This window comes from Novosphingobium sp. CECT 9465 (assembly GCF_920987055.1).
In the GTDB taxonomy this organism is placed as follows: Bacteria; Pseudomonadota; Alphaproteobacteria; order Sphingomonadales; family Sphingomonadaceae; genus Novosphingobium.
Window position 1 is genome coordinate 34,730 of sequence record NZ_CAKLBX010000003.1, and the last position, 13,630, is coordinate 48,359.

The 13,630-nt window shown below is 63.4% G+C and carries 13 protein-coding genes and 2 pseudogenes; 11 read left to right on the plus strand and 4 right to left on the minus strand.

Annotated features, from left to right (window positions below; genetic code table 11):
* Window positions 1-30: 30 nt before the first annotated feature.
* A pseudogene (locus LUA85_RS19400) lies at window positions 31-851 on the minus strand (transposase); the annotation flags it as partial.
* Between the two features lie 259 nt (window positions 852-1,110).
* Between LUA85_RS19400 and LUA85_RS19405 the strand changes: the two are divergent.
* Window positions 1,111-3,255: a TonB-dependent siderophore receptor gene (locus tag LUA85_RS19405; RefSeq protein WP_231472091.1), complete on the plus strand. Its 2,145-nt coding sequence runs from the start codon at window positions 1,111-1,113 to the stop codon at window positions 3,253-3,255.
* 16 nt (window positions 3,256-3,271) lie between these two features.
* The gene (locus LUA85_RS19410; protein WP_066551370.1) at window positions 3,272-3,772 is read left to right on the plus strand and encodes a DUF1440 domain-containing protein; all 501 of its coding nucleotides are present in this window, start codon (window positions 3,272-3,274) and stop codon (window positions 3,770-3,772) included.
* A 98-nt stretch (window positions 3,773-3,870) separates the two neighbouring features.
* Here the strand turns inward: LUA85_RS19410 and LUA85_RS19415 are convergent, their stop codons facing one another.
* Window positions 3,871-4,200 carry a hypothetical protein gene (locus LUA85_RS19415; RefSeq protein ID WP_125458964.1) on the minus strand — a complete coding sequence of 110 codons (330 nt, stop codon included), beginning with the start codon at window positions 4,198-4,200 and terminating at the stop codon, window positions 3,871-3,873.
* Between the two features lie 964 nt (window positions 4,201-5,164).
* Between LUA85_RS19415 and LUA85_RS19420 the strand changes: the two genes are divergently transcribed.
* From LUA85_RS19420 to LUA85_RS19455, 8 genes are all read left to right on the plus strand, one after another.
* Complete coding sequence (locus tag LUA85_RS19420) at window positions 5,165-5,443, plus strand: hypothetical protein (RefSeq protein WP_231472092.1); 279 nt, start codon at window positions 5,165-5,167, stop codon at window positions 5,441-5,443.
* Window positions 5,444-5,463: 20 nt separating this feature from the next.
* Window positions 5,464-5,883, plus strand: coding sequence for a periplasmic heavy metal sensor (locus LUA85_RS19425; RefSeq protein ID WP_030541565.1), 420 nt, complete (start codon window positions 5,464-5,466; stop codon window positions 5,881-5,883).
* Complete coding sequence (locus tag LUA85_RS19430; RefSeq protein WP_231472093.1) at window positions 5,880-6,452, plus strand: RNA polymerase sigma factor; 573 nt, start codon at window positions 5,880-5,882, stop codon at window positions 6,450-6,452. The genes LUA85_RS19425 and LUA85_RS19430 overlap by 4 nt, the downstream gene beginning before the upstream one ends.
* 96 nt (window positions 6,453-6,548) lie before the next feature.
* Window positions 6,549-8,555 carry a copper resistance system multicopper oxidase gene (locus tag LUA85_RS19435; RefSeq protein WP_231472094.1) on the plus strand — a complete coding sequence of 669 codons (2,007 nt, stop codon included), beginning with the start codon at window positions 6,549-6,551 and terminating at the stop codon, window positions 8,553-8,555.
* Window positions 8,545-9,837, plus strand: coding sequence for a copper resistance protein B (locus LUA85_RS19440; RefSeq protein ID WP_231472095.1), 1,293 nt, complete (start codon window positions 8,545-8,547; stop codon window positions 9,835-9,837). Before LUA85_RS19435 ends, LUA85_RS19440 begins: the two co-directional genes overlap by 11 nt.
* A gap of 47 nt (window positions 9,838-9,884) precedes the next feature.
* A complete protein-coding gene (locus LUA85_RS19445) occupies window positions 9,885-10,268 on the plus strand; it encodes a DUF305 domain-containing protein (RefSeq protein WP_004212949.1) in 384 nt (127 codons plus the stop codon).
* A 61-nt stretch (window positions 10,269-10,329) separates the two neighbouring features.
* Window positions 10,330-10,779: a DUF411 domain-containing protein gene (locus tag LUA85_RS19450; RefSeq protein ID WP_004212951.1), complete on the plus strand. Its 450-nt coding sequence runs from the start codon at window positions 10,330-10,332 to the stop codon at window positions 10,777-10,779.
* A gap of 367 nt (window positions 10,780-11,146) precedes the next feature.
* Complete coding sequence (locus tag LUA85_RS19455; RefSeq protein ID WP_030541569.1) at window positions 11,147-11,683, plus strand: DUF2231 domain-containing protein; 537 nt, start codon at window positions 11,147-11,149, stop codon at window positions 11,681-11,683.
* Between the two features lie 212 nt (window positions 11,684-11,895).
* Here LUA85_RS19455 and LUA85_RS19460 read toward each other — a convergent pair.
* Window positions 11,896-12,021 (minus strand): annotated as a pseudogene (locus LUA85_RS19460) (DUF305 domain-containing protein); the annotation flags it as partial.
* A gap of 24 nt (window positions 12,022-12,045) precedes the next feature.
* Complete coding sequence (locus tag LUA85_RS19465) at window positions 12,046-13,119, minus strand: NAD(P)/FAD-dependent oxidoreductase (protein WP_371823742.1); 1,074 nt, start codon at window positions 13,117-13,119, stop codon at window positions 12,046-12,048.
* Between the two features lie 138 nt (window positions 13,120-13,257).
* Here LUA85_RS19465 and copC point away from each other — a divergent pair, with 138 nt between their 5' ends.
* Window positions 13,258-13,626: a copper homeostasis periplasmic binding protein CopC gene (gene copC, locus LUA85_RS19470; protein ID WP_004212955.1), complete on the plus strand. Its 369-nt coding sequence runs from the start codon at window positions 13,258-13,260 to the stop codon at window positions 13,624-13,626.
* Window positions 13,627-13,630: the final 4 nt, after the last annotated feature.

The following is a 13,630-nucleotide window of genomic DNA, read 5'->3' on the forward strand; positions in this document are numbered from 1 at the left end:
CACCCCGGACCATCCGGGACGAGGCGCACAGTAGGTGAAGTCGGTCTGCCACATCTCGTTCGGCCGCGTGGTTTTCGTGTGGAACTGATCGGCAGCCTTGATCACGACATAGGCCGGGCTGGTGATCAGGTCGCGGGCCTTCAACAGGCGGTAAACCGTGGATTCCGACACGAAGTAGCGCTGCCCATCGGTGAAGCGCACGGCCAGTTCCCGGGGGCTCAGCTCAGACTGTTCCAGCGCCAGCTCGATGATCTGGTCGTGGATGCCCGCCGGGATGCGGTTCCATACCCGGCTCGGCGCCGATGGCCGATCTTCCAACGCCTCCGGCCCGCCTTCGAGGTAGCGATCATACCAGCGGTAGAATGTCCGACGAGGGATGCCGAGTTGGTCCAGCGTGCGCTTGGCCGACAGGTGCGACTGCTCGACGGTTCTGATGATCTCGAGCTTCTCGGATGCGGGATACCTCATTCGTCGTTGCCCCCATCCGCGATCATGCTTTTTTTGAGCAGACGGTTTTCCAGTGTCAGATCGGCCACGCATTCCTTCAGGGCCCGGGTTTCGCGGCGCAGGTCCTGGACCTCTCCGGTGGTCGCGGCACGGGCGGTGTCGCCGGCCAGGCGGCGCTTGCCAGCTTCCATGAACTCCTTCGACCAGGTGTAATACAGGCTCTGGGCAATGCCTTCCTTGCGGCATAGCTCGGCGATGCTGTCTTCCCCGCGCAGGCCATCCAGCACGATGCGGATCTTGTCCTCGGCCGAAAAGTGGCGCCGGGTCTGTCGGCGGATGTCCTTCACTACCCGCTCTGCTGGGGCCTTGGCGGGCGATTTTACATTGGAGGATCTGGGCTTCATCTTCGTTCCTTCGTCACTACGACGAAGCCCAGATCCTCCTTAAATCACAACCTCAAATCTGTGCCATTGGTGCTGACGGCGGACACGACATACCCACAAGGACGGCTTCAGCCCCACCGCTTGATCCTACCGGCGTCAGCCGGTCAGTGATTCAGAGAGCAAGTCAACGGGCCTGACAGCGACCACCCCGAAGGGCTATTGCGACGCACTCTCAAATCACCTATTGCGTTGGTGAGAGAGATTCGCAAAAGGGTCAACGGTGAGAAATCTTGGTATTGGAACTGCACTCGGCTTCGGGCTGCTCACCGTCCCGGCAATGGCTCAAGACCAGTTCCTGCCGGGACCCGGCAGCACCTCGCAAACGATCATCGTGACCGGCGTCCGCGACGGCTATCAGATCGATGCGACCAGCACCGCCACGCGCACACCGACCGAGCTCAACGATGTCCCCCAAGCGGTCTCGATCATCACGGAAACGCAGATCGACGACCAGGCGATGCGCTCTATTGCCGATGTACTACGCTATGTCCCCGGCGCCGTAATCTCTCAAGGTGAGGGACACCGCGATCAGATCATCCTGCGCGGGAACAGCAGCACCGCAGACTTCTTCGTCGATGGCTTGCGGGACGACGTGCAATATTATCGCGGCCTCTACAATGCAGAGAGGATCGAGGTTCTGAAAGGTCCCAACGCGATGATCTTCGGGCGCGGCGGCGGCGGGGGCGTAATCAACCGCGTCACCAAGCGCCCTGTCGCCAACGCCTTCATCAGCGGCAGCGGTTCGGCGGACACATATGGCGCATGGTATGTCGACGCCGACATCAGTCAGCCACTCAGCGAGTCCGTCTCCACCCGGATGAACGCCGTTTACGAGGAGTTCCGAAACAATCGCGACTTCTATGACGGGCGCCGGGTTGCGATCAACCCGACCGTCGCGCTCTCGCTCGGCGGTGCGACTCGGATCGATCTGGGCTTCGAATATAACAGCGACAAGCGAACGATCGACCGAGGCGTCCCCTCGGCCGTTCAGGGCTCGCTGACGAGCCCGTCACGCCCGCTCACCGGCGCCCGCGACACCTTCTTCGGTGTGCCGGGATTCAACGTCAGCGATTTCGAGGCCAAGGTCCTGAATGGGCGCGTCGAGCACCGCTTCAGCGACAATCTGACCCTGACCAGTCGGGTCCTGTATGGTGATTACGACAAGCTCTATCGGAACGCCTTTCCGGTCACCCCGGTCACGTCGCGCGGCGGCGTCCAGAGCGTCGGCCTCGAAGCGTATAGCGATCCCACGACACGCAAGAACCTGCTCAACCAGAACGACCTTGTTTGGAGGGTCACCACTGGACCCGTCCGCCACGTGCTGCTCGCTGGCTTCGAAATTAGCGACCAGCGCACGCGCAACCAGCGGATCAACGGCTTTTTCGGGGGTGGTGATATCGTCAACGGGGGGCGGCGCGTCTTTGTCGGGTTGGCCGACCCGATCACGGTGCCGCCGGTCACGCTGCGCACCACTCCCAATACCGGCTACCGGTCAATCCGCACGAACGCCGACGCCGCCGCCTTCTATGTGCAGGACCAGATCTCGATCGGCGACCATGTCGATCTGATCGGCGGCGTTCGCCGCGACCGCTTCACGCTTAACGTCGACGACCTGGTTGCCGGGCAGAGCTATCGCCGGACCGACACGCTTTGGTCTCCCCGAGTGGGCGTGGTGCTCAAGCCGGTGCAACCTGTCTCGATATACGCCAGCTATAGCCGGTCCTTCCTGCCGCAGTCGGGGGATCAATTCTCATCGCTCGATGTCACCAGCGCCGCGCTGGAGCCGGAGAGGTTCGACAATTACGAGCTTGGCCTCAAATGGGATATCCGCCCGACGCTGAACCTGACCGCCGCCATCTACCAGCTTGACCGCACCAACACCCGCGCGGCCGACCCCAATGACCCCGCACGGACGGTGCTCACGGGCGCGCAGCGCAGCAAAGGGCTCGAACTCGGCCTTAGCGGCGCGATCACACCCCAGTGGCAGATCAGCGCGGGCTATGCGCTGCAGGACGCGACAATTCGCAAAACGACGAGTGCCGCCCCGGCCGGGCGCGAGGTTCCGCTGGTTCCCAAACAGCAGGCTTCGCTGTGGACCCGCTACGACCTCACCCCTCGCCTTGGGGCCGGGGTCGGGGTCTATCACCAGTCGAGGAGCTTCACGTCCATCAGCAACACCGCCATCCTGCCCGCCTTCACCCGCGTCGATGCCGCCGCATTCTTCAAGCTCACCCCCCAGATCGAGGCGCAAATCAACGTCGAGAACCTCCTCAACAGCAACTATTTCTCGTCCGCCTACAACGACAACAACATCATGCCCGGTGCGCCGATGACAGTGCGAGCGACGGTTAGAATGAGCTTTTAGACAAGGCGCCGGAGAGATGGATGTGAACACAGAGCGCGTAATCGAAGGCGCTGTGACGGGCGCGGCGGCGGGGTTGGTGGCCTCGTGGGTAATGTCCGAGTTCCACGAAGCCTGGAAAGCCGCTTCGGGCGATAGGGATGTCGGAGACGAGCCCAACACCGTCAAGGTGGCCGACGCTGTAACGGAAGCTACCGTAGGGAAACCGGTACCGGAGGGATATCGTGAGCCTGCGGGAGCAGCTGTTCATTACGGCTTTGGGGTGTTTCTCGGCGCTCTCTACGGAGCCGCGGTGGAGGTTCGCCCAGAGACCAGCGCTGGGTTCGGAACCGCCTACGGAGCGGCGGTGTCGCTGGTCGCCGACGAGATGGCGATGCCGGCGTTGGGCTTTAGTCCCCCCGCTTCGGAGGTCGCGGCTTCGACGCACCTGCGCGGCTTTGTCTCGCACCTAGTTTTCGGCGTGGCTCTCGAAGTGGCGCGGAGGCTCCTAATTGCGGGTGTCAGAGCAAAGATTGCCTAAAGCCGCACGCCCGCGACCTTCTCCGTACTCTTGCGTGTCAGACGCGTTGTCACTCTTCAGAAGTGACAACGGCGCGGTGGCCCGCGCCGTTGTGCATCCTAGTGGTTGTAACCATGCTCGTTGTACCGGCGCGCGTCGCGACGCGCATGACGTACTTCCCGGCGGTAGTCCCGACGGGCGTGCCGGTTCGAGGCGTAGCCATAGTTGCCGTAATTGGAATAACCGTTACCGTAACTGCTATGCCCTTGGCCTTGGTAAGAGCCGTAACTTCGGCCGTGACCCTGCGGTTCAACATAGCCATAGCCTTGGCTGTAGTAGCTCTGGTTCTGATACCCATGGCCGTTGGATTGGCCGGCATGGGCCGGCGGTTCGGCGAGGGCCGGTGCGGCTACGATGAGTGCCAATCCGGCGATCGCGAGCTTGAACATGTTCCTTCTCCACAACTACGCTCGTCGTACCGCGAGTGGCCGATCGGGCTGGAGAGATGTGTGCGCCGAACGTGCTGAACCGGGTTTGAATAGTCTCGGCAGCTCGCGTGAAGACGGGACGGAAGCACCTTACGCCGGGAACTCGTCTCAGCTCGGAAGTCGAAGCTTACCAGGCGCGCGGAGCCGTCCGCGGCACCCTTTTGCCCCTTTCCCCCATATCCTAAGCCGTTTCCCTCTCGCTGTCCTGCGGGCTTAAAGTCGGCTCCGCGGTCCGGCTTATGTACCTGATCCGGTGGCGGGCACCGGACGGGCTTTCCAGAGTCTTCGGGACAAACCCAGGCTGAGCACGACGGCGAATGCCGCCAGAACGCCGGGAAAGACGAACGACGCGACCCTCACCGTCAGGCCGAACTCTAGCTCCAGCTGGAGGAAAAGACGGCGGTCAGGGCATTTGAAATGTGGGGCGTCAAGGATTGCTCGGGCGCTTTTCGCAGGGTAAGTGCCGTCCCCTCAACGAGCTACCAGGCTCGACTCGGTGACGCGCTCATCCGTGCCCGCGCAATTTGAACGCTAACGTCATCGGAAATAGCAAACATCGCGCCGTCGCCCCAGCCCGTTCACTGGCCTCAGGCCGGCCTTGGGGGTGGGTTGATATCAAGGCGTGGCCGCCCGATTGGGCCGCCCTCATCGTTCTGAACGGGGGTTCTGCGACGGCGAGGCCGCGGAACCGCATCGATTGCCGGTCTGCGTGTCATCCGACCGATTTTGACCTCCCATAAAACAGGGAATTCGAACAGCGGGACGCGTGTGCCCGGCCTGTCTAGCGAGCTGCGAGCGATTGGACGCAATGGAAGAGTGCGCAGCCGCGTCCGGGGGGTGTGTGACATTCGCTCGCTTCGGACTCGAGGGGTGTTCACCGGCCGTGCGTAATGGATGTGAGGACGGCGGAGGAATGAACATGGACATGAATTTAGACAGCGCGTTGCGCCGCCTTGCCGAGCAACCGCTTCATCCACGGCTTGCTGAACTGGAAGGCGATGTCATGCGGTTGATCGCGGCGGAGCGGCGCGCGGGCGGCGGAGTTACGCTGCGATCCGGCATGCTGGCAGCGCTAGGCGCAGTCGCCTTGGGAGTGGTGGGCGGCGGATTGTCGTCCGCAGCGACGACTGCGCAGGTGCCGACGCTAACACCCTTCGGGCCTGCCATGCCGCTAGCGCCTTCGACCTTACTCGCGTTCCAGTGACGAGCGGCGCCCGGAGGACGATGCTGATCGCCATCGTCGCGTTCGTGGCGGCGGTCGCAGGCGTGTGGGCTGGACGTGAGTTATTCCCCTCCCCGCCAAGCCCGGGCGTTGAGCTTCACAGCTTGCTCCACGACGGGCTCGAGCTGGACGAAGCTCAACAGACCAAGCTCCAGATGCTGGAGTCTCACTTCACCGTTCGAAGGCGTGCCTTGGAGCTGGAACTCAGAGCCGACAACGCCCGGCTCGCCGCCGCCATCGAGGCCGAACATGGTAACGGGCCGCAGGTCGCGGCCGCCGTCGATCGTTCGCACGGCGCGATGGGTGAGCTCCAGAAGGAGACGTTGAACCATATGTTCGCGATGCGGCAGATCCTGCGGCCCGACCAGGCGAGGACGTTTGACCGCGCGGTGGTGAAGGCGCTGACCGCAGACGCGCGGTGAGCCTTGATCTCGCGGCCTGCACGGACGGCGAACTCGCCGCCTTGACGCTCGCCGGACGTCAGGCTGCGTTCGCTGAGATCATGCGGCGGCACCAAAGACCGGTCTACCGCCTGATCCGCTCGCATATCGGCGACGCCGAAGAGGCGCTTGACCTCACTCAGGAATGCTTCGTGGCCGCCTTTCAGAACTTGCGAAAGTATGACGGAGATCGGCCGCTCGCTGCGTGGCTGACCCGCGTGGCGATCAACAAGAGCCGCGACTGGCACAGGCGGCGGCGCATACGCCAGATACTATCGTTCGCCTCTTCGCTGCCGCCCGACACCATGGAGAGTGAGCGGGACGAGGCGCCGGGTGCCGACGCCATCACCTTCGATCGCGCAGAGCTTGCGCGGCTTTCGCGCGCGGTGTCCGAGCTGCCGGCCACGCTCAAGGAGACGCTTTTGCTGCGGACCGTGGAGGGCTTGTCCCAGGCGGAAACCGCCGCCGCGCTGGGGATCAGCGGAAAGGCCGTGGAGACGCGGCTCCGGCGTGCGCGTGAAAGATTATCGAAAATTCTCCACTTCGCGTGAGGGGATGGGCCTATTTGCGCGTAATGAAAGATAAGGTCGGCGGCCCCCCCCCCCCCGCCGCCGGCCGCAAGCATTGAACTGGAGCGAAGGAAAGGCATGAGCCGCAATCTAAACCGGCGCGACGTAATGCGCGGAACCGCCATGCTTGGCGGCACGCTGGCCATGTCGGCCTACCTGCCGGCTTGGGCGCAACCTGTGTCGCGCGGCATCGCCAGGCCCCTGCCGACCGTGTCGGGCACAAACATCGCGCTGACGATCGACAGGATGAAGCTCGTCATGGACGGGATCACGACGCCGGCAATCGGCGTCAACGGCACCGTGCCCGCACCGCTCGTCCGCCTCCAGGAGGGCCAGAACGTCCGTCTCGCAGTGACCAACAATCTCGACGAGGATAGCTCGATTCACTGGCACGGGCTCATTCTGCCGTTCCAAATGGACGGCGTGCCCGGCATCAGCTTCCCTGGCATCAAGGCGCGTTCGACCTTCGTATACGAATTCCCGATCTTGCAGTCGGGCACCTACTGGTATCACAGCCATTCGGGCGAACAGGAGCAGGCAGGGCTCTACGGACCCATCGTGATTGATCCGGCCGGTGCCGACCCGATCGCGTTCGACCGCGAGCATGTGATCGTCCTCTCCGACCATAGCGAAATGACGGGCGAGGAAATTTTCCGCAAGCTCAAGCAGATGGGCGGCGCCTATTTCAACTATCAGCGCCCGACGCTGAGCGGGCTGCTCGCCGGCCGCGAGATGCGCCTCAAGGATCGGATGGAATGGGGCAAGATGCGCATGGACCCGGCCGATATTGCGGATGTTACGGGGTCGACCTACACCTTCCTCGTCAATGGCTTTGGCCCTTACGACAACTGGACGGGCCTCTTCCGACCGGGCGAGCGGGTTCGGCTGCGCATCGTCAATGCTGCGGCGCAAACCAACTTCAACGTGCGCATCCCTGACTTGCCGATGACGGTGGTGCAGGCCGACGGCCAGAACGTCCGGCCGGTAACCGTGGACGAATTCCAGATCGGCGTCGCGGAAACCTTCGACGTGATCGTGACGCCCGAGGACCGCGCCTACAGCTTCGTTTCCGAGGCGATCGACCGATCCGGCATGGGGCGCGCGACACTGGCCCCGCGCGAGGGCATGATCGCCCCGGTCCCGCCGCTCCGCCCGCGCACGTTGCTGACCATGACCGACATGGGCATGGACATGAGCGGGATGGAGGGGATGTCCGGTATGGCGGACGAGAACCCGGTCGCAAAGCGCGGGCCGGATCCCACGTTGATGCAGAATGCCTCGCGCAACCTGTGGAAGCTCACCGGGTGGAAAGAGCCCACCGATCACGGAACGAAGGCGGTAGGCGCTGCGATGGCCGGCATGGCTGGGATGGGGGGCGACCAGATGAGCGGCGCTATGCCAGGGATGGACCATAGCCAAATGGCGGCGGGCGCTGCCGGGATGGCGGGCATGGACCATGGTCAGATGAGCAGCGGCGGCATGGCCGGGATGGATCATGGGTCAGGCGGCAGCATGGACATGAACATACGCAACCCCAAGAACGCGCCCGGCGTCAAGATGGGGCCGGGAGTGCAGACCATCTCGCCGATGCCGAAGGACCGCACGGGCGAGCCGCCGCAGGGGCTGGAGGACGCGGATCATCGCGTGCTCACTTATCGCGATCTTGTCGCGCTCGACCGCAACCCGGACGTTCGCGCCCCGTCGCGTCAGTTGGAGATCCACCTGACGGGCAATATGGAGCGCTACATGTGGGGCTTTGACGGCCAGAAGATGAGCGACCCTGCCGACCCCATCCCGTTCCGCAAGGACGAGCGCGCGCGCGTCACCCTGGTCAATGACACGATGATGCCGCACCCAATTCATTTGCACGGCCACTTCTTCGAGCTGGTGACCGGACATGGCGACTTTGCGCCTCGCAAGCACACGGTGAATGTGGCGCCCGGCGGTAAGATGACATTCGACGTAACGGCCGATGCGCCCGGCGACTGGGCGTTCCACTGCCACAATCTCTATCACATGACCGCGGGGATGATGCGTGTCGTGACGGTTCGCCCGATGGGCGAGGAGAATCGCGATGCAGCCTAAGTTCCTCCTGATCGCTGGCGGCGCGGCGCTTGGCCTCGCAACGCCGGTGGCCGCGCAGATGGACCATTCCAACATGCCCGGCATGAAGATGCCGCCGCCAAAGACGCCAGCGGTGAAAAAGCCTGCCGCCAAGCCCGCAGCGACCAAGCCCGCCGCGCGCAAGTCCGCGAAGCCTGCCGCTAGGTCGACACCGCGCGCGAAGGCGGGATCGGCGGCCAAGCCCGCCGCAAGTCGGTCCGCCAAGCCTCCGGTCGGTGAACCGGCCGTTGCCGATCCTCACGCCGGTCATGACATGTCCGCCATGCCCGGTATGAATATGCCTGAAGCCAAACCTGATGCCAGTTCGGGGCACGACATGTCCGCAATGCCAGGTGCGTCCGGCGGCGCCAACCCCGCCGAGCCAGGCGCTATGCAGGGCATGGATCATGGATCGATGCCGGGAATGGGCCAAAGTTCGGGCGCGATGCAAGGCATGCCGGGATACGACATGGGAAGCATGCCCTCAGGCACGGGCGCGGCGATGATCGGCACCAACCTGCAGGCCGGCACCGCTCCGCCGCCCCCCATTCCGACGGATCGTGCCGCGGACCAGGTCTACTCTGCCGCTGCCATGGCGCATTCGCAGCAGCATCTGCGGTCGATGCACGGCGGGCAGAATTTCTCGCAGGTCATATTCAACCTGGCTGAAGTCCAGATCCGGGATGGTCGCGATGCTTATCGTTGGGATGGCAGCGCCTGGTACGGTGGCGACGTTAATCGTCTGGTTCTTAAAACCGAGGGCGAAGGGAACTTTGGGAGAAGCTTGGAAAGGGCGGAGCTGCAGGCGCTCTACGCACGGGCAATCGGACCCTATACCGATTTTCAGGCAGGGATCCGGTACGACTTCAAGCCTAATCCCTCGCGTGTTTACGCGACAGTCGGTTTTGAGAGCCTGGCTCCGGGTTTCTTCGATGTCGAGGGCGCACTGTTCTTGTCTAGCAAGGGAGACGTGCTGGGCCGCGTTGAAGGCTATTACGATCAGCGCATCACCCAGCGGCTGATTCTCCAGCCTCGTGTCGAAGCTGAGTTTGCGGCGCAGGACGTTCCGGCAGACCGGATCGGTTCGGGCTTGTCGGATATCGAGCTTGGCTTGCGGCTGCGCTACGAGGTGAAGCGAGAGTTCGCCCCCTATATAGGTGTTTCGTACGAGCGCAGAGTGGGCCGTTCTGCTCGTTTTGCACGCGAGGATGGCGAGGATGCGATATCCACCAGCCTCGTTCTGGGCATTCGCACATGGTTTTGAGACCAACGAGTCTTGTTGCGTTGGCCGAGGCCAAGAAGGAGAAAACGATGTTCAAGGCAGTAACACTTCTGGCTCTGGCCGCGATGTCGGCGAGCCCCGCTTTGGCTCAGCAGCAGATGCAGGGCATGGACCACTCGAAAATGCAAGGCATGAACCACGACAACATGCCTGGCATGAACACGCCTTTCATGCCCGCCGAAATGGCGATGCATGAAAAGATGATGAAGGCCAAGGGCGCTAATGCGAGCGAGACGTGGGTCCGCAAGATGATCGAGCATCACCGCGGTGCGATCGCCATGTCGCAGATCGTTCTCCGCCAGGCGCCAGATGCGAAGACCCGGCAAATGGCTCAGAAATCGATTGCCGAGCAGAACAACAGCATCGGTGAGCTCCAGGCGATGCTTCGATCGATGGGCAAGCGTCCTCAGTAATAAGCCTCGTTCCTCCCGCCCCCAGCGAGGAGACGGGAGGAACGACCAAGGAGATTTTTCCATGAAGTCAGCGTTGCGATTTGCGCTTACTGCCGCAGCCTTGTTGGTTCCGGTTGCCGCCAGCGCGGCTACCCCGATCGTTATGCACCGCGACCCCGGCTGCGGCTGTTGCGCCAAGTGGGCGGCGCAGGTGCAGCAGCAGCTCGGCCGTCAGGTGCGCGTCGTCGATGATTCTAACCGCCCGGCGCTGCAGAAGCGCGCGGGCGTTCCCGCGGACCTCTCGTCCTGCCACACCGCGATCGCCGATGGCATGGCTTTCGAGGGCCACGTGCCGATCGCCGACATGAAGCGGGCTCTCGCGACCCGGCCCAAGGGCGTGCGGGGCCTCGCGGTCGGCGGTATGCCGCTCGGCTCGCCGGGAATGGAAGTGCCGGGCGTCAAGGCGCAGGCCTATGACGTGGTCGCCTTCGGCACCGGCGGACGCCGCTTGTTCGCCCGCCACGGCAGCTGATCGGCCGATGTTTTTTGGCGGAGTGGCATGACGCGGTCGCCGCAGCCAGCGTAGCTGTGGCGTCCAGTCCGTCTTGAAGAGCAGACGGAAAGTTTCACAAAGGAAGCTGGGCAGGTGAGGGAAGAAGGCGCGGCGTGCGTAAACTGGATTGAAACAACACGGTTCAAGGGGTTGGGTGATGGGCGGTAAACGAGGCGGGGCTTTCGCTCTACTCCTTGCGGTTGCAATCTCGGTAAGCACGTCGGCATCGGCGCACGAAGATCACGATGCGCTCGGGGCCGGTCCCGGGCCGGCCGCTAGCAGCGCAGCCGAGACGCAGAAAGCAGATGGGGCGGACGCTGGCGACGGCCACATGGGCATGGGCTCTATGTCGACCGTGGACATGAACATGGGCGGCCGCGACATCGCCGGCGACGACATGGACATGGGCGGCATGCACGAGGAGACCGCCAACAAGAACAAGACTTTCGGCGAACGGCTTGTGAGCTGGCTGGGGCGGGTGCATACCATGGTCATTCATTTTCCCATCGCCCTGTTCATCGGTGCGTTCGGGGTGGAGCTGTTCGGGTTGTGGCGCCGCAACCGGGATTATCAGCATGTCGCACACATAATGCTGGTCGTCGGCGCGCTGGGAGCGATCGTGGCGGCGTTCCTGGGCTGGTTCGCAGGCGGGTTCTACCTGACCGACCGCAACCCTATCCTGATGACGCATCGCTGGCTCGGGACATCGATCGCGGTCTTCGGCGTCGCGCTGGCTTGGATGGCAGCGCGCCACCGCAAGGGTCCCGAGCGGTCGCGGTCGTTGTACTGGGCGGTGCTTGGCCTGATGACACTCGCGATCTCAATCCAGGGGTTCCTCGGCGGAACCTTCATGCACGGCGGAATAAACCACTTGGCGTTCTGAGGGGCCCCGACGCTTAGTAGCCGGTCGCGTGTTGGCGCGCTGCGAAGGAGAATGCGACAAAATGCGGCAGCGCCGACCTTCGTGCCGTAGGCCTTTTCAAGCATAGCGTCGGATGCCGCCGGCGAGCCCGGCCCCGCTAGGGCGTGTCGAGCAACCCCCGACGCTGGTAATAGCACACTGTCTCGATGCACTCCCGCGCAAGCCTCGGGATCGTGGTGCGGGATCATCGAACGGAGGAAGGCCGTGTCGCCGATCGTCGTGTGGATACGAATAAGCGCGAAGCAGCCGAAGAAGATGACAAGCGAGCCGGCGATCAGCGCTTTGTTGGCGGCTTTCGCTCGGTGCACCGCCAGTGGCTCCCACTACGTCGGCGGTACGCTCCGAGCGGGATACAGCCCGGCGATGGCGGACGACAATCCACTGTCGCGGTCGCGCAACATGTTATGAATTGCGGTCGCAGCGATCGCCGCTTGTCCGGCTGCGACGCTGATCTGATCGAGCCCTTCCACGGCGTCGCCGACTGCGTAGAGACCCTTAACCGAGGTTTGTTGATGGGCATTGGTCAGCACGCACCCCGATTCGCTGAGCTGTGCTCCGAGCAAAGAGGCAAGCCGCGTCCGAGGCGACGAGCCGAGCGCGGGGTAAAGCGTGTCGAATTGTAGCTCCAGGCCATTGGCCAGCCTCACCTCGACACAGTCGCCAAGACGCAACTGCTCGACAGGCGAGGGGGCGACATCAATGCCCTGCTGGTCCAGCTTGGCAAGTTCGGTCGGCCCAAGATCGAGCGAGTGTTCCGCCAGAAGCGTGACCTTGGCTCCATAAGCCCTCAGGAATTCGGCTTCTTCAGCGCCGTGACCACTGCCGCCGAGCACCGCCACGTTCATCCGCCGGGCCTCATAACCATCGCAGATCGGACAATAGCGGAGAAGCCCACGCGCCACGCCGATGTCATGCATCGCATCAGGCATCTCGGGACGCCGATTGACGACGCCCGTCGCAAGGACAACGGTCCGCGCATACAGGACGTTCAGTTCGCAGCTTGCCGAGAAGTGGTCGCCTGACGCGACGATTGCGTCGATCTCACCGCTCTGGATCGTCCCGCCATATTCGCGCAGCTGAGCCTGCAGGCGGGCAAGAAACGCGACGCCGGAAATGCCGCCGGGAAATCCTGGCAGGTTGTGCGAGCGCGGGATGGACGCGGCGCGCCCTGCCGCCGCATCGTAGACGACGCAGCTCCTGAGAAACCGCGACAGATAGATCGCGGTCATGAGGCCCGCTGGACCGCCGCCCACTATCAGACAGTCGATGACCTCCTCAGGATCTCCAGTCCAGCCCTGATCGGTCAACCGCAACCTCATCATTACCCCGCGCATGCGCCCGTCCAGGCCCGCGGCCACAGCTCGTTTAAGGGGAGACGCAGTGAAAAAGCGCTCCATGCTCCTTCTGAATACGCGCCGACGCCGCCGACCCCTCATCGAGAGTTCGAGCGTCGGCACGGAAAAAAAGATCGTGAGGGGTGACCCGCCCGGCTGCGTAATAACAGGTGAGCCCAATTGAAATGGAGATTATCCTAAATGCGCCGCTTGTTCATCACGACTGCCGCCGCCGCCCTGTTCTTCGCAGGCGGCGTGGCGAACGCGCATCCGAAGCTGGTGTCCGCCAGCCCCGCCGCCAACGCGGCCGTCGCGACCCCCGAGAAGATCAGCCTTCAGTTCAGCGAGAAACTCGTGCCGGCTTTCTCCAAGGCCGACCTTACCATGGCAGCGATGCCGGGCATGGCGGCCATGAAAATGCCCAGCAGCGCCGCAGTCGGCGCCGATGGCCGGACGCTCACCATCACCCCGAAGCAGCGCCTCCCGCGTGGGCGCTACAGCGTCGGCTGGCAGGTCGTCTCTAGCGATACACACAAAATCACCGGCAGCTACAACTTCACGGTGAAGTGAGCGA